This is a genomic window from Streptomyces tibetensis (assembly GCF_040647715.1).
Classification (GTDB): Bacteria; Actinomycetota; Actinomycetes; order Streptomycetales; family Streptomycetaceae; genus Streptomyces; species Streptomyces tibetensis_A.
Genome location: NZ_JBEZCR010000005.1, coordinates 213,555 through 236,555 on the forward strand (window position 1 = coordinate 213,555; position 23,001 = coordinate 236,555).

At 72.0% G+C, this 23,001-nt stretch carries 21 protein-coding genes; 10 read left to right on the forward strand and 11 right to left on the reverse strand.

Annotation, left to right across the window (positions count from 1 at the left end):
- Window positions 1-63 precede the first annotated feature (63 nt).
- The 3 genes from AB0B29_RS15445 to AB0B29_RS15455 all read right to left on the reverse strand — a co-directional run bounded on the left by AB0B29_RS15445 (window position 64) and on the right by AB0B29_RS15455 (window position 4,047).
- Window positions 64-1,254, reverse strand: a complete 1,191-nt coding sequence (locus AB0B29_RS15445) for a damage-control phosphatase ARMT1 family protein (RefSeq protein ID WP_362239186.1) — start codon at window positions 1,252-1,254, stop codon at window positions 64-66.
- Window positions 1,255-1,309: 55 nt separating this feature from the next.
- Window positions 1,310-1,957, reverse strand: coding sequence for a ScbR family autoregulator-binding transcription factor (locus tag AB0B29_RS15450; protein ID WP_362239189.1), 648 nt, complete (start codon window positions 1,955-1,957; stop codon window positions 1,310-1,312).
- A gap of 290 nt (window positions 1,958-2,247) precedes the next feature.
- On the reverse strand, window positions 2,248-4,047 hold the full coding sequence (locus AB0B29_RS15455; protein ID WP_362239192.1) for a S8 family peptidase: 1,800 nt from the start codon (window positions 4,045-4,047) through the stop codon (window positions 2,248-2,250).
- A 364-nt stretch (window positions 4,048-4,411) separates the two neighbouring features.
- Here AB0B29_RS15455 and AB0B29_RS15460 point away from each other — a divergent pair, with 364 nt between their 5' ends.
- Complete coding sequence (locus tag AB0B29_RS15460) at window positions 4,412-5,326, forward strand: lytic polysaccharide monooxygenase auxiliary activity family 9 protein (protein ID WP_362239194.1); 915 nt, start codon at window positions 4,412-4,414, stop codon at window positions 5,324-5,326.
- 19 nt (window positions 5,327-5,345) lie between these two features.
- Here the strand turns inward: AB0B29_RS15460 and AB0B29_RS15465 are convergent, their stop codons facing one another.
- A complete protein-coding gene (locus tag AB0B29_RS15465; protein WP_362239197.1) occupies window positions 5,346-5,987 on the reverse strand; it encodes a Tat pathway signal sequence domain protein in 642 nt (213 codons plus the stop codon).
- Window positions 5,988-6,618: 631 nt separating this feature from the next.
- Between AB0B29_RS15465 and AB0B29_RS15470 the strand changes: the two genes are divergently transcribed.
- The 3 genes from AB0B29_RS15470 to AB0B29_RS15480 all read left to right on the forward strand — a co-directional run bounded on the left by AB0B29_RS15470 (window position 6,619) and on the right by AB0B29_RS15480 (window position 9,114).
- A complete protein-coding gene (locus tag AB0B29_RS15470; RefSeq protein WP_362239199.1) occupies window positions 6,619-7,290 on the forward strand; it encodes a DUF6230 family protein in 672 nt (223 codons plus the stop codon).
- Window positions 7,290-7,745, forward strand: coding sequence for a DUF6114 domain-containing protein (locus tag AB0B29_RS15475; RefSeq protein WP_362239202.1), 456 nt, complete (start codon window positions 7,290-7,292; stop codon window positions 7,743-7,745). Before AB0B29_RS15470 ends, AB0B29_RS15475 begins: the two co-directional genes overlap by 1 nt.
- Before the next feature lie 124 nt (window positions 7,746-7,869).
- A complete protein-coding gene (locus AB0B29_RS15480) occupies window positions 7,870-9,114 on the forward strand; it encodes a cytochrome P450 family protein (RefSeq protein ID WP_362239204.1) in 1,245 nt (414 codons plus the stop codon).
- On the opposite strand, the gene tatA is transcribed toward AB0B29_RS15480, so the two are convergent.
- A complete protein-coding gene (tatA, locus tag AB0B29_RS15485) occupies window positions 9,071-9,316 on the reverse strand; it encodes a Sec-independent protein translocase subunit TatA (protein WP_362239206.1) in 246 nt (81 codons plus the stop codon). The genes AB0B29_RS15480 and tatA overlap by 44 nt on opposite strands.
- A gap of 77 nt (window positions 9,317-9,393) precedes the next feature.
- Here tatA and AB0B29_RS15490 point away from each other — a divergent pair, with 77 nt between their 5' ends.
- Window positions 9,394-10,974 carry an LCP family protein gene (locus tag AB0B29_RS15490; protein ID WP_362239965.1) on the forward strand — a complete coding sequence of 527 codons (1,581 nt, stop codon included), beginning with the start codon at window positions 9,394-9,396 and terminating at the stop codon, window positions 10,972-10,974.
- On the opposite strand, the gene mgtA is transcribed toward AB0B29_RS15490, so the two are convergent.
- A complete protein-coding gene (mgtA, locus tag AB0B29_RS15495; RefSeq protein ID WP_362239209.1) occupies window positions 10,965-13,475 on the reverse strand; it encodes a magnesium-translocating P-type ATPase in 2,511 nt (836 codons plus the stop codon). The genes AB0B29_RS15490 and mgtA overlap by 10 nt on opposite strands.
- Complete coding sequence (locus tag AB0B29_RS15500) at window positions 13,465-13,809, reverse strand: ArsR/SmtB family transcription factor (RefSeq protein WP_362239968.1); 345 nt, start codon at window positions 13,807-13,809, stop codon at window positions 13,465-13,467. Before AB0B29_RS15500 ends, mgtA begins: the two co-directional genes overlap by 11 nt.
- Before the next feature lie 361 nt (window positions 13,810-14,170).
- Between AB0B29_RS15500 and AB0B29_RS15505 the strand changes: the two genes are divergently transcribed.
- The 5 genes from AB0B29_RS15505 to AB0B29_RS15525 all read left to right on the forward strand — a co-directional run bounded on the left by AB0B29_RS15505 (window position 14,171) and on the right by AB0B29_RS15525 (window position 19,327).
- Window positions 14,171-15,181: a substrate-binding domain-containing protein gene (locus AB0B29_RS15505; protein WP_362239212.1), complete on the forward strand. Its 1,011-nt coding sequence runs from the start codon at window positions 14,171-14,173 to the stop codon at window positions 15,179-15,181.
- A 194-nt stretch (window positions 15,182-15,375) separates the two neighbouring features.
- Complete coding sequence (locus AB0B29_RS15510) at window positions 15,376-17,949, forward strand: sensor histidine kinase (protein WP_362239215.1); 2,574 nt, start codon at window positions 15,376-15,378, stop codon at window positions 17,947-17,949.
- Window positions 17,950-17,963: 14 nt separating this feature from the next.
- Complete coding sequence (locus AB0B29_RS15515; protein WP_020271575.1) at window positions 17,964-18,395, forward strand: roadblock/LC7 domain-containing protein; 432 nt, start codon at window positions 17,964-17,966, stop codon at window positions 18,393-18,395.
- Between the two features lies 1 nt (window position 18,396).
- On the forward strand, window positions 18,397-18,756 hold the full coding sequence (locus AB0B29_RS15520) for a DUF742 domain-containing protein (RefSeq protein ID WP_362239217.1): 360 nt from the start codon (window positions 18,397-18,399) through the stop codon (window positions 18,754-18,756).
- Complete coding sequence (locus AB0B29_RS15525) at window positions 18,743-19,327, forward strand: GTP-binding protein (protein WP_362239220.1); 585 nt, start codon at window positions 18,743-18,745, stop codon at window positions 19,325-19,327. The genes AB0B29_RS15520 and AB0B29_RS15525 overlap by 14 nt, the downstream gene beginning before the upstream one ends.
- Window positions 19,328-19,422: 95 nt before the next feature.
- Here the strand turns inward: AB0B29_RS15525 and AB0B29_RS15530 are convergent, their stop codons facing one another.
- The 4 genes from AB0B29_RS15530 to AB0B29_RS15545 all read right to left on the reverse strand — a co-directional run bounded on the left by AB0B29_RS15530 (window position 19,423) and on the right by AB0B29_RS15545 (window position 22,939).
- Window positions 19,423-20,379 (reverse strand): ABC transporter substrate-binding protein, encoded by a 957-nt coding sequence (locus tag AB0B29_RS15530; RefSeq protein WP_362239222.1) that lies wholly within the window; start codon window positions 20,377-20,379, stop codon window positions 19,423-19,425.
- A gap of 72 nt (window positions 20,380-20,451) precedes the next feature.
- The gene (locus AB0B29_RS15535; RefSeq protein WP_104778254.1) at window positions 20,452-21,117 is read right to left on the reverse strand and encodes an ABC transporter permease; all 666 of its coding nucleotides are present in this window, start codon (window positions 21,115-21,117) and stop codon (window positions 20,452-20,454) included.
- A complete protein-coding gene (locus AB0B29_RS15540; RefSeq protein ID WP_362239225.1) occupies window positions 21,114-21,818 on the reverse strand; it encodes an ABC transporter permease in 705 nt (234 codons plus the stop codon). The genes AB0B29_RS15535 and AB0B29_RS15540 overlap by 4 nt, the downstream gene beginning before the upstream one ends.
- Window positions 21,815-22,939 carry an ABC transporter ATP-binding protein gene (locus AB0B29_RS15545; RefSeq protein WP_362239227.1) on the reverse strand — a complete coding sequence of 375 codons (1,125 nt, stop codon included), beginning with the start codon at window positions 22,937-22,939 and terminating at the stop codon, window positions 21,815-21,817. The genes AB0B29_RS15540 and AB0B29_RS15545 overlap by 4 nt, the downstream gene beginning before the upstream one ends.
- Between the last annotated feature and the right edge of the window lie 62 nt (window positions 22,940-23,001).

The window sequence follows — 23,001 nt, forward strand, 5'->3', positions numbered from 1 at the left end:
CGTGGGCCAACACGGGAGTCGGGGACGGGACGTGTGGCGTTCCGCCCCCGACCGCGGCTCCTCTCACCCTTTGGCGGGGTCCCGTACCTGGATCAGCGCGTGCGTGCCGCCGGTGCGCCAGCGCCGGTCCTCCGCCGCGACCAGGGCGGCCTCGGTCCGCGCGTCGAGGCCGGTGATCACATCGGACTTCAGAGTGCGCAGGGCGGCGACCGGACCGGGGAAGTGGGCCGTGACGTCCGGGAAGGGAGTCGTCGGGTCCCACAGCCGGTCGCCCACCAGGCGGCGGTAGTTGAGGTCGCCCTTGACGATCGTGAGCGTGGCCGAGGCGAACTCGGCGCGCAGGTCGCCGGGCATCTCCTCGTACGGCAGCGGGGCGCTGGAGAAGGGGTGGGCGCGCAGGGTGAGGCGGCCTTCGGCCAGGGCGGACCACAGCCGCCGCCCGTACGCGGCGGCCACTCCCCCGGCGCCGGTCAGCCGGCGCAGTGCGTCGACCACGTCGGCGGTGGTGGCGTCCGAGACGTAGTACGGGTAGGGCTTGACGTGCAGAACCGCCTGCCCGATGCGGCCGGTCCGAAGGAGGTGGGCCACGAGGAGGAGGTCGGGGACGAGTTCGCGGCCCGCGTTGTCGGCCACCAGGCACAGGGTGCCCCCGTCGGCGCTGTCCAGCAGCGACCAGAGCCGGTCGCTGTCGTCGGCGACCAGGCCGGGCGCGGCGTCCGCGGCCCGCGCGCCTTCCGCGGAGAGGCGGAAGCCGAGGTCGGCGCGGTTGCCCCACAGGGAGCCGTGCAGCAGGGCCTGGGCCTGTTCGGCGGCGGGGCGGTCGGCGAGGTCGTCGAGGGCGGCGAGTTCCTGGTCGGTCTCGGCGGAGTCGAGTTCGGCGAGCTTGAAGGGGCGGAAGGGATCGATGCCCTGCCAGGGGCCGGGGCCGAAGAAGCCGACGGCCTGGAGCAGTCGGCGGTAGAACCAGCTCTCGGACCACAGCCACGGCACGTCGAACCAGGAGCGTCCGGTGTGTTCGTGAAGCCCCCAGGTCTCCCACTGGTCCCGGTCGTGCGCGTCGGCGGGGAGCGGTTCGATCACGCCCTCGGTGCAGTCGGCGAGCAGTTCGTCGAGGGCGCGGTGCTGCGCGGGTTCGTAGGGGAAGGCCTCGCGGACCTGCTGGATGATCGCGGGGTGCCGCTCGGCCAGCACGCTGTGGGGGAAGGAGCCCGGCTGGTTGCCGAGGAGCAGGGGTGCGGAAGGGGTGTCGGGCATGGGCCTCACGGTAACGCGCGTGCTCCTCGCGCGGGTCGAGCCTCCCGCCGTCCGGTCACACGGGGGCGATCTCCCGCTCCAGGCGCGCCGCCAGGCTCAGATAACGGGCTCGGCGGGTGACCGGGACCAGGCCGCGGATCAGTATGTTCCACATCTCGGCCGTCCTGCGGGGCTGTCGTGCGACCGGCTCGCGGGAGCGCCCCACGACGCGGGTGCCGACGAAGAAGCAGACCAACGAGTGGGCCACGACGTCGATATCGACGTCGGGGTGGACGTCGGACTCCTTGACCGCGCCGACGAGCCGGGCCGTGACGATGTCCAGCCACTCGGTGAACGGGTGGCTCAGCGGCGGCCGGGGCCGGATCCCGCCCGTGGCGAGCCGCAGCCCGGCCCGTAGGACCGGGTCCTCGACAGACTGGCGGGTGATGCCGAACGTGAGGCGCATCAGCGCCTCCAGAGAGGTGTGGCCGCGGTTGTCGGTCTCCGTCGCCAGCCGGCGGGCGGTGTGCGACTGGAGTTCGAGGATGGCGTGCGCGAGATCCTCCTTCGCCGCGAAGTGGAAGTACAGAGCACCCTTGGTGACGTGTGCGTGCTCCACGATGTCGCTGAGACTGGTCGATTCGTAGCCGCGACGGTCGAACAGGTCAGCGGCGGCCGTGATGATCGTCGAGCGGGTCTGCTCGGCTCGCAACTGCCTCGCCATCGACTGAACTCTCCCGGGACGGAAATGAACGGGTCATGCCGTTTGTTTTTACCCCCCGTACACGATAACTCACCCTGAGACGGCGCTCATCACACCAGTGTGCCGGAGTGCGGGTGCACACCCGGCAAAACAAGCGTAACTGGTCAAAGAAAACAGCGCGTTCGGTATCTGACTGTGGGGGATGCGGCGCCATACGTAAAGGCGGGCCGGCCGGTGCCCCATCCGCACCGGCCGGCCCGCCCGCTCTGTGGCCCGCCTCGTTCAGAGTTCCGGAAGAAGGATCACGGGGATCAGAAGGTCAGCTTCCAGCCGTTGAGGGTGCCCGTGTCCTGCGCCGCGGTGTCCTGGACGCGCAGCTTCCAGGTTCCGTTGGCCACCTCGCTGGATGCGTTCACCGTGTAGGTGGTGTTCACGTTGTCGGCGGAGTCCGACGCGGCGGACTTCAGGCGGTACGTCGAGCCGTCCGGCGCGACCAGGTCGATGACGAGGTCGCCGCGGTAGGTGTGGGTGATGTCCACGCCGACCTGGAGGGCGGAGGGGGCGTTGCCGCTGCGGCCGGTGACGGTGATCGGCGACTCGATGGCCGCGCCGTTGTCCGGGATGGCCACGGCGGTGGTGCTGGAGAAGGTCGTGCCGGTGGACGTACCGCCCTTCACGGCCTGGACCGTCTTGGCGGCGTCCGCCAGGCCCGCGCCGCAGCCGCCGGAGCAGGTGCCCGGCAGCGGGCGGGAGTTGGCCTTGATGGCGGACTCGATCTGGGCCGGCGTGAGGGCGGAGTTGGCCGACTTCACCAGCGCGGCGAGGCCCGCGACGTGCGGGGTGGCCATGCTGGTGCCCTGGTAGTAGTCGTAGTTCTCGCTCGACGGCGTCTTCGTGCCGGAGTTCAGGGTGGAGAGGATGCCGTTGGCGGTGGAGGTGCGGGTCTCACCGCCGGGGGCGGCGATGTCGACGAGCGAGCCGTAGTTGGAGTACGAGGCCCTGCTGCCCGCGCGGTTGGTCGCGGCGACGGCGATGACGTTGTTGCAGTTCGCCGGGGAGGCGTTCGAGACGTTCTGGTTCTCGTTGCCCGCCGCGACGACGACCGTGGTGCCGCGGTTCACGGCGCCGTTGATGGCGCTCTGGGTGGCGGAGGAGCAGGCGCCGCCTCCGCCGAGGCTCATGTTGATGACCTTGGCGACGTTGGTGTTGGCGGGGACGCCCGAGACGGTGCCGCCGGACGCCCAGGTGATGGCGTCGATGATGTCGGAGTCGTAGCCGCCGCACTTGCCGAGGACGCGGAGCGGGGAGATCTTCGCGCCGTAGGCGATACCGGCGACACCCTTGCCGTTGTTGGTGGCGGCGGCGATGGTGCCGGCCACGTGGGTGCCGTGCCAGGAAGAGGTGGAGGCCGGGATGCCCTGGCCGCACTCGTTGTCGTTGTACCAGTCGCCCGGGTCGGCCGGGTTGCTGTCGCGGCCGTTGCCGTCGACGGAGACGGCGGTGTCGGAGATGAAGTCGTAGCCGCCGACGATGTTGGCGGCCAGGTCGGAGTGGGCCACGTAGCCGGTGTCGATGACGGCGACGGTGACGCCGCTGCCGGTGGTGGTGTCCCAGGCGCCGGGGACGTTCATGCCCGCGGTGGACTCGAACAGGTCCCACTGCTTGCCGTAGTCGGTGTCGTTCGGGGTGACGGCCGTCGGCTTGTTCAGGCGGTCCGGGACGACGTAGGCGACCTGCGGGTCGGCCTGGTACTGGGCGACGACGTCGGCGACGGAGGCACGGGTGGGGTTGGTACCCAGCTCGACGAGGGCGGCGCCGGTGCCGAGGCGGCGCTGGAAGTCGATGTCCTCGCCGGACTTCTCGGCCTTGGACTCGGCGTCGGCGGCCGCCGCCTTGTTGGACTCGGCCTCGGTGGCGCCGGCCTTGTAGCCGACGATGAGGCGCTCGGCCTGGATGCCGGGGGCGGCCTCGGTCTGGGCGGCCGGCACCGTGGCCGGGCGGGGGCCGGCCTCCTGGGCGACGGCGACCGAGGCGGGGGCTGCGGTCAGCAGGGCGACGGAGACTGCGGCGACGGATATCAGCTTCCGTCTGAGCTCTGGGGAGGTACGCACGGTCGTTGCCTTTCGTGGCCGGACTCCGGGCTGGGCGGAGCGGCGGTGGACTCGCTTCGTCCTCGAAGCGCAGGGGGGTGGTTCGAAAAGCGAAGAGCGACGCGATGGCCGGCCAGGCGTGAGGCGAAAGCGGACCCGTTCGGGGTTACCTGTGGGTCAGCTGTGGTCGAACGATAGGCAAAGGGAAGGTCACCGGGATACGGGGGAAACCCTCGATCAGGCGGGAACACCACCCTTTATGGCGGGCAGTTGGGCGCCCGATGGACCCCTTTTCGAGCAGGTCGTGGCGGGATGAACGCGTCGGGTCGATTTCCCGTACTGCACTACCGAACGTCGTTCGCCCGGGCCGAGGAGAAGCCGACGCATGCCTCGTACGACCGCACACCGCACCGCACTCGCGGCCGCCCTCGTGACCCCGCTGCTGCTGCCGCTGTGGGCGGCGGGGCCCGCCCGGGCGCACGGGGCTCCGACGGACCCGGTGAGCCGGGTGGTGGCCTGCTCACCCGAGGGTGGTGACCGCACGGGCACGGCGGCCTGCCGTGCGGCCGTCGCGGCGAACGGCGGGCCTTTCACGGCCTGGGACAACCTGCGGGTGGCGAACGTGAACGGCCGGGACCGGGAGGTCGTCCCGGACGGGAAGCTGTGCAGCGGCGGCCTGCCCGCCTACCGGGGCCTCGATCTCGCCCGCGCGGACTGGCCGTCGACCCGGATGACGCCCGGCGCGACCCTGCGGATGCGGTACGTCTCGACGATCCCGCACACGGGTACGTTCCGTATGTATCTGACCAAGCCCGGCTACGACCCGGCCGGGCCGCTGTCCTGGTCGGACCTGCCCGAGAAGCCGTTCGCCCAGGTGACGGACCCGGCGCTGACGGACGGCGCGTACCGCTTCGAGGCGAGGCTGCCGTCGGACCGCACCGGGCGCCATGTGCTGTACACGGTCTGGCAGAACAGCAGCACGCCGGACACCTACTACTCGTGCTCGGACGTGGTGTTCCCGGAGACGCAGAGGCAGCCGCGGACGCGGGAGAAGGAGCAGAAGAACGAGGAGCGGGAAGAGGGGGAGGCCGGGCAGACGAGCGAGCCGGAGAAGCAGAAGCCGGCGGCGAGCCCCGCCGCGCAGGCCTCGGGGCCCGCGCCGCAGGACGACCACACACCGCTGGCCACCACCTCCGCTCCGGCCTCCGGTCCGTCCGCGCCGATGCTGGCGGGCGGCGCCGCGGCGGTGCTGTTGCTCACCGGCGGCGCCGCCCTGGCCGTACGACTACGGCGGCGCTGAATCAGGGCCCGGCAGCCGCCTAGTTGACGTTGACGGCGACGCCGCCCTTGGTCACCGGGGCGTACTTGGCGGTGAAGAAGGCGTTGGCGAAGCACAGCGACGAGCCGGACACCTTGGTGAACTGCTGGTTGGTGAAGGAGATGCTGTTGTCGGTGTTGCTCGCCGTGCCGGACAGGCCGGGGGCCTGGTAGACGCAGGTGACACTGCCGAGCAGGGTGCGCAGCTTGACCGTGGACTGGACGGTGGAGCCCGCGGCCGGGGTGACGGAGACGGCGCCGCCGGAGGACACGCTGGTGGTGTAGGGCAGGTTGTCGACGGTGATGCCGCTGACACCGAGCACCCCGATGACGTTGGTGGTGCAGCCGCTGGTGTCGAAGCTGTGCGAGGTCAGGGACTCGGTGGCGGTGCCGGGGGCGGCCGGGTTGTCGGTGACGGTGGCGGAGAACGCCGACTTGGTGCAGGAGATGCCGCTGGTGCCGGTCGCGCTGGAGTAGAAGGTGGCGGCGGTGCCGCTCGCCAGGGACGCGTCGAGGACGTCGCCGACCGCGACGGACGAGCCGTCGGTGGTGGTCAGGACGGGGGTGTCGGCCGCGGAGGCGGGGGCGGCGAGGCCCAGGGCGGCGACGGCGGCGGTGAGGGCGAGGAGGGTGCGTGTACGCATGCGGGTGTGCCTCTTTCCATAGCGGGGGGTGAGGGGGTGGCGCCGGGCGTCCGCCGTTGCCGGCCCGTCACGCCTTCTCCGTACGTGACGGCCCGGCAACGGCAGGCCGGACACCGGCCGGAGGCTCACACGGGAGGGGTCCTCCGGCCGGGCCGGGCGGGGGGTGGCTGATGGCACGGCGCCAGGGAAGCGGCCATGCCGTGGCGTGGGCTCGGGCGAAGGAAAGCCCGTGCGGACGCGCCGGGCGACGAGATGCCCGTACGGGGACGGGCGGGGTCCGGGACACGAGGACGTGCCGCGTGACGGATCCGGCGCCACGGATCCGGTGGGACGAGGAGAGTTGTAGACCTGCGGCTCTGTCAACGTCAAGACTCTGCAAGGGAGTTGTACGTGGGCTGAGCCCTGCGGAGCACGGGTGGCTCACCCCTGGCGCAGAATCGACACTCTTTGTTCACAACTCCCTTGACCCCTCATGTAACCCCCGGTAACTTCCTCGACGGCTACTGCGGCGTAACGAGAAAGCCCTTGCAACCGCCGGGAGTTGCGGGAGACGTGCGTACGCGGTCGATGTCCGCGCCAGGGCAACGTGCCACCGAAGTCCGATCCGCACCCACATGCACCTGGAGCACACATGACCTCCTCCGCCGAGCGCACCCCCGAAAGACCGGACGGCGCCACCGACCCCGACGTCCGGAACGCTCCCGCGCGACGCGGGCGGGTCCGGGCACGCCGCGCCGCCGTGATGGCGGTACCGGCCACCCTGGCCGCCGCCGGCCTCGCGGTCCTCACCGCCGAGGGAGCGCTGGGTGTGCAGTTCGCCATCTCCGGCATGCCGTTCACCGTCACCGCGACCGAGCTGAACGGCACCGGCTTCGCGCAGTTCGGCGGCCTGGACGAGATGGCCGAAGGCAGCCCCAACGCGGGCGACACCGGCGGCCAGGTGCTGGTCGTCACGTCCGTGATCAAGAACGCGACGCTCTCCAAGCTGTGCCAGAGCGTGGACCTGGGCGGCACGAACCTGGTCATCAGGGCGGGTGAGGGCGCGCAGAAGGTCTCCGCCAGCGACCTGACGACCGACTCCACGGAGCTGACCGGTGACGCCGCGTTCAACAACATCGAGATCGGCAACGACGCCAGCACCCTGAACAAGGCCGGTCCCAAGGGCCGCGGGCCGAAGGGCGTGTTCAGCCAGCAGTCCGACACGGTGCACATCGCCAACCTGCGGCAGACCAACTACGCCACGACGGCCGGCGTGTTCAAGCTGCCCGGTCTGAAGCTCGGCTTCAGCGGATCGGGTTGCTGATGTCGCGCGGTCCGCGCGAGGGAGTCCGGCCCGCCTTCCGGCAGTGGCGGGCCGGCCGCCCGTTCTGGGGCGGGCTGCTGCTCGCCCTGGGCGGGGCGGAGGTGCTGCTCACGCTGAAGGCGTCGCTGGATGTCATCCTGCACGTCGGCATGCAGGGCCTGGCCGGTTACCTGCTCCCGGTCGTGATGCTGCTGTGCGGCGTGCTGATCCTCTTCAACCCCGCCCAGCGCCTGTTCTACTCGGTCATCGGGGTCCTGGCCTCCCTGGGCACCTGGCTGACCTCCAACCTCGGCGGTTTCTTCGTCGGCCTGCTCCTGGGCATGGTGGGCAGCTGCCTGGCCTTCGGCTGGCTCCCGGACCAGGAACCCCGCGTCGGCCGCCGGCAGCGCCGCAGGGAGGCCAAGGCCGCGCGGGCCACACAGCCGCTGGAGGCGAGGACCGGCCAGACCGCCTGAATCAGGTCAGTGATGCCCCGTTCCCTGGCGCCGCCCGGCCGCGGCCACTTGGCTGGACGTGTCGCGCGCTCGCCCACCGGCGTGTGCGCGCCCCGCGACCAGCCGTCAGCCCAGGGAGAGTCCGATGGAGTTCAGCCGCCCGATGGTGATCGACCCGACCGGCCGCGACATCCACGGCGAGGCCGCCCGGATCCGTGAGCGCGGACCGGTCACACCCGTCGAACTCCCCCACGGTGTGCCGGCCTGGGCGGTCAGCAGCGCGCCGCTGCTGAAGCGGCTGCTCACCGACCCGCGGGTGTCGAAGGACGCACGCCGGCACTGGCAGCGCTGGATCGACGGCGAGGTCTCACCTGACTGGCCGCTGTACACGTGGGTCGCCGTGCGGAACATGTTCACGGCCTACGGCACCGATCACAAACGACTGCGCACGCTTGTCTCCAAGGCGTTCACCGCCCGCCGCACCGCCGCGCTGCGGCCCCGGATCGAGGAGATCACCGCGGCGCTCCTCGACCGTGTGGCCAAGGCGGGGGCCGACGGGCTCGCGGTCGATCTGCGGGAGGAGTTCTGCTATCCGCTGCCCATCCAGGTCATCGGCGAACTGCTCGGCTTACCCGAGGAGTTGGGTGCCGAGCTGCGGGTCGTGGTGGACGGCGTCTTCCACACCTCGGCCGACGCGGCCGAGGTCGCCGACATCTACGCCCGGTTCTACGCCGTCCTCGGGGAACTGGTCACCGCGAAACGGGCCGCGCCCGGCGACGACCTGACCTCGGCGCTGATCTCGGCCCACGAGGAGGAGAGCGGCACCCGGCTCAGCGAACAGGAGCTGCTCGACACGCTGATGCTGATGATCAGCGCCGGTCACGAGACGACGGTCAACCTGCTCGACAACGCCGTCCACGCGCTGCTCACCCATCCCGCCCAGCTCGGGCACGTCCGCGAGGGGCGGGCCTCCTGGGACGACGTGATCGAGGAGACGTTGCGGGCCGAGGCGCCGGTGGCCAGCCTGCCGTTGCGGTACGCCGTCGAGGACCTCCCCCTGGGCGAACTGGGCGGCCCGGACGGCGCGGTGATCCGCAAGGGGGAGGCGATCCTCGCCGCGTACGCCGCCGCCGGACGCGATCCGGAGCAGCACGGCCCGGACGCCGACGTCTTCGACGTCACCCGAGCCTCGAAGGATCACCTGGCCTTCGGATACGGGGTCCACCACTGCCTGGGCGCACCGCTGGGCCGGCTGGAGGCGCGCGTGGCCCTGCCGGCGCTGTTCGACCGGTTCCCCGGCCTCACTCTCGCCGTACCCGCGGGCGACCTGGCGCCGGTGGACTCCTTCATCTCGCACGGCCATCGGTCGCTGCCGGTCCTGACCGGCTGACGGGCGGTGCGGCGGGCGCCGCGTCCGGGCCCTGCGGCTCCGCGGCGCCCTCCTCCTTCAGAGCCTTGGCCTCGCTCTTGAGGATCCGCATCGAGCGGCCCAGCGATCGTGCCGTGTCCGGCAGTTTCTTGGATCCGAACAGGACGATCACGACGATCGCCACGATCAGCAGATGCCAGGGCTCCAGTCCGTTGCGCAGCACGTCCTGCCCTTCCTCTCGTCGACAGTTGCTACATTGCGCAACTGTACAACCCACGGGTGAGAGGCAGACAGACGCCGATGACGGTCACCAGCAATCGGACGACGGACCCGCCGCGGCACCGGAGCGGGGGCACCGGCCGCGGCAACCGGGGCGCGCCCCGGGACCACAAACGCCGGCGCGGCCGTCGCCGCGGAGGGGGCATACGCACCGCCCTCCTGGTCACCCTCGCGCTGCTCGTCCTCGCCGCCGGCGGTGCCGGCTGGCTGTATCTGAAGCTGGACGGCGACATCAGCACGTTCGACTCCGGGGGAGTCTCCGACAACCGCCCCGACGCCGGTTCGTCGAAGGGCCAGAACGTCCTGGTCATCGGCTCCGACTCACGCACCGGCGGCAACAACGCCCTGGGCGGCGGCGAGAAGGACGACGTGGGCCGCTCCGACACCGCCTTCCTGCTGCACGTCTACGCCGACCACCGGCACGCGATCGCCGTCTCCATCCCCCGTGACACGCTGGTCACGATCCCGCCCTGCAAACTGCCCGACGGCAGCTGGACCGAGGCCCGGCCGAACACCATGTTCAACGCCGCCTACTCGGTCGGCCAGACCCCCGAGGGCAACCCGGCCTGCACGCAGAACACCGTGGAACAGCTCACCGGGCTGCGCGTCGACCACACCGTCGTCGTCGACTTCAAGGGCTTCGCGGAGCTGACGGACGTGGTGGGCGGGGTGCGCGTGTGCCTGCCGCAGAACGTCTACGAGAACGACCTCAACCCCCACCTCACCGCCCCGGGCAAGCTGCTCTTCCCCAAGGGGGAGCAGACCGTGTCGGGGCAGAAGGCGCTGGACTACGTCCGGATCCGGCACGGCATCGGCGACGGTTCCGACATCGGCCGGATCAAACGCCAGCAGGCGTTCGTGGCGAGCCTGCTGAAGGAGGTCAAGAGCAAGGGCCTCACGCCCACGAAGCTGTTGCCGCTGGCGGACGCCGCCACGAAGTCGCTCACCGTCGACCCCGGCCTGGGCTCCGCCGACAAGCTGATCTCCTTCGCGATGTCCCTGAAGGACATCGACCTGCACAACACCAAGTTCGTCACCCTGCCCTGGCGTTACGAGGGATCCCGGGTGGCGATCGTCCAGCCGGACGCGGACGCCCTGTGGGCCGCGCTCAGGTCCGACCGCACGATCGACGGCAAGAACGCCGGCGGGAAGAAGGGCGGAGCTTCCGGCTCCGGAGGGTCTTCCGGTTCCGGAGCGTCTTCCGCCTCCCCTGCGCCGGTCTCCGGTGAGGGAGTCGACGTCGCCGTCTACAACGGCACCGCCGTCCCGGGTCTTGCCGCCCGCGCCGCCGCCACCCTGACCGGGGACGGCTTCACCGTGACGGGCACCGCGACGGCGGCCGAGCAGGACCACACGACCACGCTGGTCGAGTACGGACCGGGCCTGGAGGACCGGGCCCGGACGGTGGCACGGGCCTTCCCCGGGGCCGAGCTCCGGTCCACGACCGGCAGCGGGATCAGCCTCGTCCTCGGGCAGTCGTACGCGGACGCCCCGGCCGCGGGCGCCGCGGCCTCCCCGGCGCCGACCGCCGTGCCGTCCGAGGTCGCCGACGGGGCCAGGTCCGCGGACGACAACCCCTGCTCGAACCTCACCTACGGCTGACGCCGCCGGTGCCGGGTCCGGGCCGCCGCCAGGGCCAGGGCGTACAGGCCGAGGACGGCGGCCTGCAGCAGGTAGTACGCGGCGGGCAGCGCCGTCATGCCGAGGGCCGCCCCGAGGGGGCTCGGCGGCAGCAGCAGGCCGACGACGGCGAGGGCGGCCGCCGCCAGGCCGACCGGGCCCGGCGGGCGGCCCGCCGCGTCACGCCTGCCGGTGCGCAGGAGCAGCATCACCGCGGCCTGGGTGAGCAGGTTCTCGGTGAACCAGGCGGAATGGAACACGGCCTCGTCGTTCACGGCGTCGGGGCCGTTCAGGGCCAGCGCGAGGACGGCGAAGGTCGCGAGGTCGGCGAGCGCGTTGATCATCCCGAAGCCGAGGGCGAACCGGAGGAAGGCGCGCGGCCTCAGCACCGCCGGGCCACGCAGGGCCGCAGCGCCCGGACGGTCGTGGGCGAAGGCGAGCTGGGCCGCGTCGAAGCACAGGTTCTGGGCGAGGACCTGGGCCGGGAGCATCGGCAGGAAGGGCAGGAGCAGACCGGCGGCGAGCATGGCGACGACGTTGCCCAGGTTCGAGGAGAGCGTGACGCGCAGGTAGGAGGCGATGTTGCCGCTGGCGTGCCGGCCCACGGTGATCGCGTGACCGATCGACGTGAGGTCCTTGTCGGCGAGCACGACGTCGGCGCTCTCGCGTGCCACGCCGACGGCGGAGCGGGGTGCGATGCCGACGTCGGCGGCGCGCAGGGCCGCCACGTCGTTCACGCCGTCGCCGAGGAAGCCCACGGTGTGCCCGGCGGCGCGCAGGGCGGTGACGACGCGGGCCTTGTCCTCGGGCGTGCAGCGGGCGACGACCACCGAGCCGCCGGGGCAGTCGACCCCGCCGGTGCCGTCGGCGACCTGTGCTGCGGTCCGTACCTCGCCCGGGTCCAGGCCCAGGTCCCGGCAGGCCCGGGCCGCCGTGGCGGGGTGGTCGCCGGTGAGGACCTTCACGGCGACGCCACGGTCGGCAAGGGCGCGCAGCGCCTCGGCGGCGGTGGGGGCGAGGGCGTCCCGGAAGGTCACCAGGCCCCGGAAGGCCAGGTCCCGGGCGTCGGCCGTGCGGGGGCCGGCGGGGCGGTCGGCCGTGGCGACGGCCAGGACCCGCAGCCCGGCGTCCGCCTCCCGGGCGGCGAGGGCGAGCAACCGCTCGCGTTCGCCGGGCGCTGCCGCGCAGCGCTCCAGAACGGCTTCCGCGGCGCCCGTGAGGACGACGGTGTGCTGTCCGAGGCCGCCGCGTACCACCGCCGCCGAGGTGCGCCGCACCGGATCGAACGGCACGGCGTCCACCCCGTCGTACTCCTCGCCCACCGGCCCGGCCGCCTCCAGCAGGGCCTCGTCGAGGGCGTCGGGGGCCGGAAGTTCGGCGAGCTGGAGGGTCCACCAGGCGGCGACGGCGGCCCAGTGCAGCACCGCGGGGTCGTCCCGCCCGGCCGGGTCGAGGGCGCCCTCGACGACCGGGCGGTCCTGGGTGAGGGTGCCGGTCTTGTCCACGCACAGCACGTCGACCGCGCCCAGGTCGTGCAGGGCGGGCAGCCGTTTGACGATCACGGCGTGCGCGCGGGCGAGGTGGGCGGCGCCCTTGGCCAGGCAGGTCGTGACGATCACCGGCAGCATCTCGGGCGTCAGCCCGACGGCGACCGCGACCGCGAAGGGCAGTGTCTCCAGGCCGCGGTCGCGCAGGGTCGCGTTCGCCATCAGCACCAGCGGCGGCGTCAGCAGCATGAACCGGATCAGCACCCAGGAGATGCCGTGCACGGACCGGTCGAAGGCACCGCCCGTCCGGGGCGCGTCCGGCACCCGGTGGGCGGCGGCGAACCGCGTCGCGGCCCCCGTCGCGGTCACGACGGCGGTGGCACCGCCGGAGGCGATCGTGCTGCCCTGGAAGCACAGCCGGGACTCGTCGGGGGCGTCGTCGTCGGCCGCCCGCTTCGCCACCGGTGCCGACTCCCCGGTCAGCGCCCCCTGTTGCACCATGAGCCCGCGGGCCCGCAGCAGCCGTACGTCCGCCGGGACCAGATCGCCGGGGCCGAGCCGGAGCACGTCGCCGGGGACCAGTTCGGCGACCGGCACCTCCCGGGGGTCCGGCTGCGCGGCGGGGCCGGTGCGGCGCAGCACCGTGGCGGTGCCCGCGACCAGTTCGCGCAGGGCGGCCAGGGACCGGTCGGCCCGGTGCTCCCCGCTCGCCCGCAGCACACAACTGACCGCGACCAGGGCGAGGATCACCACGGCGGTGCCCCAGGAGGCGACGGCGGCGGACACCAGGCCCAGGCAGAGGAGTACGGCGGTGAAGGGGTCGCGCAGGGCGCGTGCGCACCGGCGGGGCCAGGAGGGGGTGCGACGGTCCGGCAGCGTGTTCTCGCCGAACGCGGCCAGCCGGGAGGCGGCTTCGGTGTCGGTCAGCCCGCGGGGCCCCGACTCCAGCCGCCGCAGCACCTCCAGTGTGGTGCCCTCGGCGGGCTCAGAGGCCATGGAGGCGGCGCGCCGGTGCGGCGCGGTCGGTGAGCCGGTCCACCAGGAGCCGTACGACCTCGACGACGTCGGGATCGTCGACGTAGTACACCTGCCGGCGGCCCTCACGGCGGGAGCGGACGAGTCCGGCCAGCTTCAGTTTGGTGAGGTGCTGGCTGACCGCGGGCAGCGCGCCGCCGACCCGCTCGGCGAGCCCGGTCACGTCGCTCTCGCCCTGCGCCAGCGCCCAGACGATGTGCAGCCGGGCGGGCGAGGCGAGCAGAGCGAAGGACGCGGCCGCCTGGGCGAGCACGTCCTCGGAGGGGTCCTCGAAACCACCGCCGGCTGCCGCCACCGTCACCGCCCCTTCCGTCGTCTGCCTCGCTGCGTGCGCCGCCCCAGTCTAGGCGGGCCCGAAGGACCCACCGCGCGAGCGTTCCTGACGTCGTCAGGCCGGTCCGCACGGGCGTCCGAACCGCACGGACGGTATGGAAAAGCCGAGGTGGGAGGCACCACGCCCCCCTTCGTTCGACCGGCCGGACAGATCATCACGATGCGGCAGCATCAACTCACGGCATGTGGCCGCTCACTTGACTACCGGTGGTCACACACGGTTGGCTCCGGGCCAGCGAGAGTCATCCGGTCGGTGCAGCCCTGCGGCCCCGTCTGCGCTCTCACCCTGCTCTTGCTCGGCCGCACAGCGAGGTCCGCCCCCCATGAACACTCCTTGCCCGCCTCCCACCTCCGGCAGAGGCATCCGTGTCGCGGCTCTGCTGTCCGCCCTGTGTCTGCTGGTGTCGGGCTGCTCCGTCCTGGGCGCGGCCGACGACGGAGCCGGCGGCGACGCCGCGGGCGGGCCGGGCGGCGGGATGAAGGTCGCCCTGATCACCCACGGCGGCGAGGGGGACGCCTTCTGGGACCTCGTGCGCAAGGGCGCCGAGACGGCCGCCGCCAAGGACGGCGTCGACCTGACGTACGCGGGCGACGCCGACCCGACCGCGCAGGCCGGGCTGGTGCGGGACGCGGTCCGCGACAAGGTCGACGGCATCGCGGTGACGCTGGCCAAGCCGGCGGCGATGCGGGGCCCGATCGCCCGGGCCAGGGCGGCCGGCATCCCCGTGGTCGGGCTCAACTCCGGCATCGACGCCTGGCGGCCCGCCGGGCTGCTGGAGTACTTCGGCCAGGACGAGTCCGTCGCGGGCCGGGCCGTCGGCGACAAGCTGGACGACGTCAAGGCCGAGCACGCCCTGTGCGTGGTGCACGAGCGGGGCAACGTCGCCCTCGAGGCGCGCTGCGCCGGAATGCGGAAGACGTTCCGCGGCGACACCGACAACCTGTACGTGGACGGCAGCGACATGAACGCGGTGACCGCCACGATCGCCGCCCGGCTGCGGCAGGACACGAGCATCGACGAGGTCGTCACCCTGGGCGCCCAGTACGGGCTCAGTGCCGTCAAGGCCGTGCGGGAGTCGGGCAGCCGGGCGAAGGTCGCCACGTTCGACCTGAACAAGGACCTGGTCGAGGCGGTGAAGAGCGGTGAGGTGCAGTTCGCCGTGGACCAGCAGCCCTATCTCCAGGGCTACCTGGCGGTGGACGCCCTGTGGCTGTACCGGACCAACGGCAACGTCAGCGGCGGCGGGACGGCGCCGGTGCTCACCGGCCCCGCGTTCGTGACCAGGTCGAACGTGTCCGCGGTGGCGAGGTTCGCGGCCGCCGGAACCCGGTGACCGGACGCTTCCCGTGACGGTGTCGCCAAAGATTCGGTCAGGCCCGGCCCGCAGGTCCACTTGTACGGATAACATCCTGCGCATCCCTTGTGCCGTGCCCGGGACGGCACCACCCCCTCGCCCGTCCCCCACACCCCCCGACCGCTCCCCCTCCTCCCCGTTCCTCAGCCCCCGCTGATCGCCCTAGGACGACGATGCCTCGACGGACAGGTGCCCGGCGCCGCCTCGGTTCCATACGCCTCTCCCTGGTGCTCCTGGCCCTCGTGCCCAGCGTCACCCTCGCCGCGATGTGGGGCGTGACGACGATCCAGATGTTCTCGGAGGGCCTGAGGCTGCGCGACCAGACGGAGCTCAGCCGGTCGACCGGCGCCATGGGCACCGACGCGACGCTCGCGCTGCAGCGGGAACGCAGCCTGTCGGCCGCCTGGCTGGCCTCAGCGAAGGGATCCCGGGCGGCCCTCGACGCCCAGCGCGAGGAGACCGACAAGGCCGTGGCCAAGCTGGTCGGGCAGGCGGACGCGATCGAGAAGGCACCCGCGCGCATATCCGACCGGCTGTACTCGGTGCTGGGCTCGGTGGGCAGCCTGGAGTACTACCGGGACCAGGTGGACCACCCGACGGACATCACCGCGCAGCAGGCGCTGGACCAGTACTCGTCGATCATCGACGACCAGATCCACGCCTTCCAGGAGCTGTCCCAGGTCGACGACGGCGACCTCACCTCGCAGGCCGGCCCGTTGATCGGTCTCGAGCACGCGGCGGAGCTGGTCTCCCGGGAGGACGCGCAGCTGACCCTGGCCTGGCCGGACGGGCACCTGGACGACAAGACGTGGACGCAGTTCACGGAGCTGGTGAACACCCGGCGCTGGCTGGTCCAGGACCAGGTCGTGCCGCAGCTGACGGGCAGCGCCAAGACGCAGACCGAGCGGATCCTGGCGAGCCGGGACTGGCAGACGCTGCAGTCCGTCGAGGACCGGGTGCTGGCCTCGCGCAACGCGAGCGGCACCGCCGACCGGATCGCCCTGCCCCCTGCGCAGAAGCAGTGGTCCGCCGCCATGGACAAGCTGTCCGATCAGTACACGGCCCTCATCCAGCAGCAGACGGCGAGCCTGCTGCAGCGCAGCGCCGACAAGGCGGACGCCCTGCTGCTCAAGGCTGCCCTGCTGAGCGCCGGCGGGCTGCTCGCACTGCTGCTGTGCGTCGGCATGTCGTGGCGGATCACCCGCTCGCTGTCCCGGCGGCTGCGCGGCCTGCGCCGGGCCGCCGTCAGTCTCGCGCAGGAGCGGCTGCCCGACGTGGTGGCGCGGCTGGAGCGGGGCGAGACGGTCGACCCGGAGTCGGCGACCACGCCCCTGGACTACGGACACGACGAACTGGGCGAGGTGGCACGGGCGTTCAACGCCGCCCAGCGCACGGCCGTGCACACCGCCGTCGAACTCGCCGACACCCGGCGCGGCTTCCAGAAGATCATCCTGGGCATCGCCCGGCAGAGCCAGAACCTGGTCAACCTCCAGCTGAGCAAGCTCGACACGCTGGAGCGCGAGCACACCGACCCCGACATCCTCAAGGGCCTGTACGAACTGGACTCCACGGCCAGCCAGTTGCGCCGGTACGAGGAGAACCTGGTCATCGTCAGCGGCGAGCGGCCCGGCCGCAGCTGGAGCGAGCCGGTGGCGCTGATGGACATCCTGCGCAGCGCGGTCGGCGAAGTCGCCGAGTACCGGCGGGTGGAGGTGCTCACCGAGGAGGAGGTGTGCGTCGCGCCGCCGGCGGTCGCCGACGTCATCCATCTGCTGGCCGAGCTCATCGACAACGCCACCGCGTACTCCCCCGCCCCGAGTTCCGTCACGGTGCGGGCCCAGATGGTGGCCAAGGGCCTGGCCGTCGAGATCGAGGACCGGGGTCTCGGCATGTCGGAGGAGGACTACGCGTCCTTCAACGAACAGCTGGCGGTGCCCCCGCAGTTCGACGTGGTGGCGCTCGCCGACGACCTGCGCCTCGGCATGTTCGTGATCGCCCAGCTGGCGCACCGGCACGGCATCGCCGTCACCCTGCGCTCCTCTCCCTACGGCGGCACCACGGCGATCGTGCTGATCCCGCACGAGATCGTGGTGCGGGAGCCGGCGGACGGCGCGGCCCCGCAGCCGCGGGCCGCCGGGGCCGGAACCGGTCCGGACGGACTCGCGGCCCCGGCCGGCCCGCCGCGAGGACCGGGCGGTGGCACGAAGGACGGCGAAGTCCGGGACGACGGGCTGTCGGCGGTGGACGGACGGGATGCGAAGGACGCCGAGCCGGGCGGTGCACCGCAGCGCGCCGGGGCGTCGGGGAGAACCGGGTCATCGGCGGGAACGGGGGGCGCCGGGTCCGTTCGCGAGCTCAGACCCCTCGTCACCGCCCGCACCGCCTCCGCCGTCCCGTCCGCCGACCGCGAGGCCGTCCCCCGCCGGGACGGTCGCACCGCCTCCGCCGTCCCCCCGGCCGACCGCGAGGCCCTCCCCCGGCGGGACGGTCTCAAGCCGCTCCCCCGCAGGGTGCCGCAGACCAGCCTGGTCGAGGAGCTGCGCGAGGAGGCCGCACCGGCCGTCGACGACGGCTCGTTCGACGACTTCACCGCGGAGGCCGCCGCGTCCTCCCTGGCCGGCTTCCAGCGCGGCACGCTCCGGGCCCGCGACGACGACGCCGAGCCGCCCCACCCCGACGAGACGGCCGAGGTAGCCCGCCAGGCCGCCGCCGATCCCGTCGCCCCGACTCCGCCCGCCGACCGCTGACGAAGGACACCGCAATGACACGCCCCATCCCCGCCACGCACACCCAGCTCGACCAGCTGCTGACCGGACTCGTGGAGCGGGTCGCCGACGTGAACCAGGCCGTGGTGCTCTCCGAGGACGGCCTGGTGGTCAGCAAGTCCACCGGATTCCTGCGCGACGACGCCGAGCGGCTCGCGGCGACCGCGTCGGGGCTGATGAGCCTCAGCAAGGGCGTCAGCATGGACTTCCGGGGCGGTCCGGTGCGCCAGGCGCTCATCGAGATGGCCAACAGCTACCTCATCCTGACCTCCGCCGGCCCCGGCGCGCATCTGGTCGTGCTGACCGGGCCGGGCGCGGACGTCGGGGTGGTGGCCTATCAGATGAACATGCTGGTGAAGAAGATCGGCGAGCACCTCAGCGCGGCACCCCGGGGCATGGCCGGCCCCGTCGTCGATCCCGGCGTGTGAGGTGGACGTAGGTGATCCGGCGGGCCGGCTCGTCAGGCCGTTCGCTCTGACCGGTGGCCGGACCCGGCCCAGCCGCGCCGATTTCACGCTCATCTCGACGGTCACGGCGGTCGATCCGCCGCCCGAGACGGCGGTCCGGTGCCAGCCCGAGCACACCCGGATCCTGCGGTTGTGCGCCGAGCCGGTCGCCGTGGCGGAGCTGGCCGCCCGGCTCGACCTGCCGGTGAGCGTCGTCGTCATCCTGCTGTGCGACCTGCTGGAGGCGGGCCGGATCACCGTCCGTCCACCGCGCCTGGTCTCCCGTACCACCCCGGACCTGGACCTGCTGCAGAAAGTGAGGGACGGCCTTGGCCGGCTCTGACCTTGCCCCTGACGCGTCTTCGGCACCCGACACGGTCAAGATCCTCATCGCCGGGGGCTTCGGCGTCGGCAAGACCACCATGGTCGGGTCGGTCAGCGAGATCGTCCCGCTGCGCACCGAGGAACCCCTGACCATGGCCGGTCTGGGCATCGACGACCTCGACGGCATCGAGGAGAAGCGGGCCACCACCGTGGCCCTGGACTTCGGCCGGATCACCATCAGCCGGGAACTGGTGCTGTACCTGTTCGGTACGCCGGGGCAGCAGCGGTTCTGGTTCATGTGGAACGACCTGGCGCTCGGCGCGCTCGGGGCCGTGGTCCTGGTCGACGTGCGCAGACCCCGGTCCAGCTTCGCGGCGATCGACTTCTTCGAGCGCCGGGGCATTCCGTTCGTCGTCGGTGTCAACGGCTTCCACGGCGAACACCCGTACCCGCCCGAGGAGATAAGGGAGGCGCTGGCGGTGCCGGATCACGTCCGGGTGCTGCTGTGTGACGCCCGGGACCGGGAGTCGTGCCGGGACGTGCTGATCGCGCTGATCGACCAGTTGATCGCGTCGGCGGTGCAGGCGTAGGGGGCTGCCGAAAGGGGCCCGGCCCGGGCGGTTGCGGTCGTCCGGGCCGGTCCTCCTCAGGCCGTCGGGCCCTCACGCTCGGGTTCCTCGGGACGTCAGTTCAGGCCCGCCGACTTCAGCCAAGCCGTCGCGACCTCCAGCGGGTCCTTCTTCTCGAGCTGCACCTGCGCGTCCAGTTTCAGGAGCGTCTTGGTGTCCAGCTCGGCGGAGACGGCGTCGAGTGCGTCGACGCCCTTCTGGTTCAGGCCGCTCTTGTTGACCAGCGGGGTGACGTTGGCGAACCCGAAGAGGTTTTCCGGGTCCTTCAGGACGACGAATTTCTCCTTCACGATGGTCGGGTCCGTGGTGAAGACGTCCGCGGCCTGGATGGTGTTCTTGGCCAGGGCCGCCTGGGTCAGCGGGCCGCCCGCGTCGAGCGCCTTGAAGGACTTGAACTCCAGGCCGTAGACGGACTTGAGGCCCTTCAGGCCCTGCTGCCTGGTCTGGAACTCGGGGGAACCGCCGATCACCAGGTCCGGCGCGGCGTCCTTGAGGTCGGCGAGGGTGGAGGAGGAGGTGAGCTTGTACTTCTGGGCCGTCTCGGCGTTGAGGGTGACCGAGTCCTTGTTCTCGGCGGGCGACGACTGAAGCAGCGTCAGCCTCTTGTCGAGCTTGGTCTTGACGGCCTCGTTCACCGCCTCGGGGGACTTCTGCCCGGCCTTGGGGTCCAAGTAGGCCAGCAGCGAGCCGTTGTACTCCGGCAGCACGGTGACGGTGCCGTTCTTCATCAGCCCGTACGACGTCTCACGGCTGCCGATGTTGTGCTTGTAGGTGACCTTGAGCCCCTTGGCCTTGAGGGCCTCGCCGTAGATGTCGGCGAGCAGGGTGCTCTCGGCGAAGTTGTTGGAGCCGACGACGACGGTCCCGGCCTTCGCCTTCTCGCCCGCCAGGGGATTGTCGCCGGAGTCGCCGGACGAACAGCCCGCGAGCAGCGCCGCAGCGGCGGTGAGCGCGACGGCCGCCACGCTGGTGTGCCTCGTCCTGGACCTGCTGCTCTTCGCGGTGAAAGTCATCCACCGATCCAATCCAGCCGCTTTGTGATCAGTCAAGTGCGTGCTGGTCACGGTTTGTTACAGACCTGACCGTCAGCGTCGGCGCACGCCCGGCGACACGGCGACCCGGCCCGCCACCCAGAACAGCGCCAGCGTGACGAGGGCCAGGACGGCCACCAGGGTGGCGCCGCCGACGACCTTCTCGTAGTCGCGCTGGTAGAGCCCGTCGACGATGTACCGGCCGAGACCGCCCAGGCTGACGTAGGCGGCGATGGTGGCCGTCGACACGATCTGGATGGCCGCCGAGCGCAGACCGCTCAGGATCAGCGGCAACGCGACCGGCAGTTCGACCTGGAACAGGATCCGCGACTCGTGCATGCCCATGCCGCGGGCGGCGTCCACCGGAGAGGGGTCGACGGTGCGCACCGCCTCGTAGGTGGTCACCAGGATCGGCGGCACGGCGAGGACGACCAGGGGGATCATCACGGGCAGCAGCCCGAAGCCCATCACGATGACGATCAGCACCAGCAGGCCGAAACTGGGCAGTGCGCGGGCGGCGGTGGCGATGAAGGCGAGCGCGTTGCCGCCCCGCCCGGTGTGCCCGGTCAGCAGGCCGACGGGCAGCCCGATCGCGGCGGCGAGGGCCAGGGCGAGCAGCGAGTACTGGACGTGTTCGAGCAGGCGTTGCGGGATGCCGTCGTAGCCGTGCCAGTGGGCGCTGTCGCTGAAGAAGGCGTTGACGAAGTTAAGTACGTTCACCGGGTCACGTCCTGGGGAGCGGGCAGGGGCTGCCGCACGCCGGCCTTCGGGCGCCTGCGGGTGCCGTTCGGCATCCACGGGGTGAGCGCGACGCGCAGCAGCACCAGCAGGGCGTCGCACGCGATGGCCAGGACGGCCGTGGTGATCACGGAGTTCACGGCCAGTTCGGGCCGGTCGTACTTCTGCGCGTCGGCGAGGAGGTTGCCGAGCGCGCCCTGGTTGCCGATGAGGGTGCCGACGCTGACCAGGGAGATGCTGGAGACGGTGGCGACCCGGAGCCCGGCGATGATGGCGGGCACGGCGATCGGCAACTGCACCTGCACGTAACGGCGTACGGGTCCGAAGCCCATGGCGGTGGCCGCGGCCAGGGTCTCCTGGGGCACGGACCGCACCCCGTCGACGATGGCCGGGACGAGCACCACGAGGCTGTACACGGCCAGCGGGATCATCACGGTCAGCTCGGTCTGGCCGGTGTAGTCGATGAGGACGACGAAGAAGGCCAGCGACGGGACGGCGTAGAGGATGGTGGTGGCGCCGAGCACCGGCGGGTACAGCCAGCGGAAGCGGACGCAGAGCTGGGCGAGTGGGAGCGCGAGCAGCAGGCCGGCCAGGACGGGCAGCAGGGCCTCGCGCAGATGGAGTCCGATCAGGCCGGCGTAGCTGTGCTGGAGGTCGCTCGGGATGTCGAAGAAGCCGTTCACGACGCGACCTCGGCCACGTCGGCGTGGCCCGCGGCGTGGGCGCTGCGGATCGCCTCGCCGATGGCCGCCTGTGAGACGACGCCGGTCACCCGCCCCGCGTCGTCCACGGCGACGGCCCAGCCGGCCGGGGAGAGCACGGCGCAGTCGAGGGCGGCCCGCAGGGAGTCGGTGCCGGGGACGAACGGCCGTCCGTGCGGCAGGAGGCGGCCGGGGTCGATGTCGCCGGCCGTCAGGTCGGCGGGTTCGGCCCAGCCGAGGGGCTTGCCCTCGGCGTCGGTGACCAGGAGCCAGGGGGCGTCGGCGGCGGCGATCCGCTCGGCGGAGGCGTCGGCGGGGATCACCGGGCCGGTGGTCAGCGGGAGTTCGGCGGAGGGGAAGAACGACAGCCGCCGGATGCCGCGGTCGGCCCCGAGGAAGTCCTCGACGAAGCCGTCGGCGGGGCTGGACAGCAGCTCGGCCGGGGGCGCGTACTGGGCGAGGTGACCGCCCTCGCGCATCACGGCGACCATCGTGCCGAGTTTGATCGCCTCGTCGATGTCATGGGTGACGAAGACGATGGTCTTGCCCAACTCGTCCTGGATGCGCAGCAGTTCGTCTTGGAGGCCCTTGCGCACCACCGGGTCGACCGCGGAGAACGGCTCGTCCATGAGCAGCACGGGCGGGTCGGCGGCGAGCGCCCGCGCCACGCCGACGCGTTGCTGCTGGCCGCCGGAGAGCTGGTACGGGTACCGCTTGGCGAGCGCGGCGTCCAGGCCCACGCGTTCCATCAGCTCCGCCGCCCGGGCCCGGGCCTTCTGCTTGCCCCAGCCGAGCACGCGGGGCACGGTGGCGATGTTGTCGAGGATCGTGCGGTGCTGGAAGAGGCCGGCGTTCTGGATGACGTACCCCATGGACCGGCGCAGGGTGGTGACGGGGCGGCGCTGGATGTCCTCGCCGTCGAGGAGGATCGTCCCCTCGCTCGGTTCGACCATCCTGTTGATCATGCGCAGGGTGGTCGTCTTGCCGCAGCCCGAGGGTCCGACGAGGACGGTGATCGAGCGGTCGGGTATCTCCAGGGAGAGCCGGTCGACAGCCACCGTGCCGTCCGGATACCGCTTGGTGACTGATTCGATCCGTATCAAGGCGCCGGAGCCCTTCGGGTTGGCGGAAGCATTGGCCAGGGTCGTACGGGCTGTTTCCGGAC

What these genes read in the sequence shown, in the direction of transcription:
- AB0B29_RS15445 (WP_362239186.1), bottom strand. Translation starts at nt 1,254, where the DNA reads ATGCCCGACACCCCTTCCGCACCCCTGCTCCTCGGCAACCAGCCGGGC.
- AB0B29_RS15450 (WP_362239189.1), bottom strand. Translation starts at nt 1,957, where the DNA reads ATGGCGAGGCAGTTGCGAGCCGAGCAGACCCGCTCGACGATCATCACG.
- AB0B29_RS15460 (WP_362239194.1), top strand. Translation starts at nt 4,412, where the DNA reads ATGCCTCGTACGACCGCACACCGCACCGCACTCGCGGCCGCCCTCGTG.
- AB0B29_RS15465 (WP_362239197.1), bottom strand. Translation starts at nt 5,987, where the DNA reads ATGCGTACACGCACCCTCCTCGCCCTCACCGCCGCCGTCGCCGCCCTG.
- AB0B29_RS15470 (WP_362239199.1), top strand. Translation starts at nt 6,619, where the DNA reads ATGACCTCCTCCGCCGAGCGCACCCCCGAAAGACCGGACGGCGCCACC.
- AB0B29_RS15475 (WP_362239202.1), top strand. Translation starts at nt 7,290, where the DNA reads ATGTCGCGCGGTCCGCGCGAGGGAGTCCGGCCCGCCTTCCGGCAGTGG.
- AB0B29_RS15480 (WP_362239204.1), top strand. Translation starts at nt 7,870, where the DNA reads ATGGAGTTCAGCCGCCCGATGGTGATCGACCCGACCGGCCGCGACATC.
- AB0B29_RS15490 (WP_362239965.1), top strand. Translation starts at nt 9,394, where the DNA reads ATGACGGTCACCAGCAATCGGACGACGGACCCGCCGCGGCACCGGAGC.
- mgtA (WP_362239209.1), bottom strand. Translation starts at nt 13,475, where the DNA reads ATGGCCTCTGAGCCCGCCGAGGGCACCACACTGGAGGTGCTGCGGCGG.
- AB0B29_RS15505 (WP_362239212.1), top strand. Translation starts at nt 14,171, where the DNA reads ATGAACACTCCTTGCCCGCCTCCCACCTCCGGCAGAGGCATCCGTGTC.
- AB0B29_RS15510 (WP_362239215.1), top strand. Translation starts at nt 15,376, where the DNA reads ATGCCTCGACGGACAGGTGCCCGGCGCCGCCTCGGTTCCATACGCCTC.
- AB0B29_RS15515 (WP_020271575.1), top strand. Translation starts at nt 17,964, where the DNA reads ATGACACGCCCCATCCCCGCCACGCACACCCAGCTCGACCAGCTGCTG.
- AB0B29_RS15530 (WP_362239222.1), bottom strand. Translation starts at nt 20,379, where the DNA reads ATGACTTTCACCGCGAAGAGCAGCAGGTCCAGGACGAGGCACACCAGC.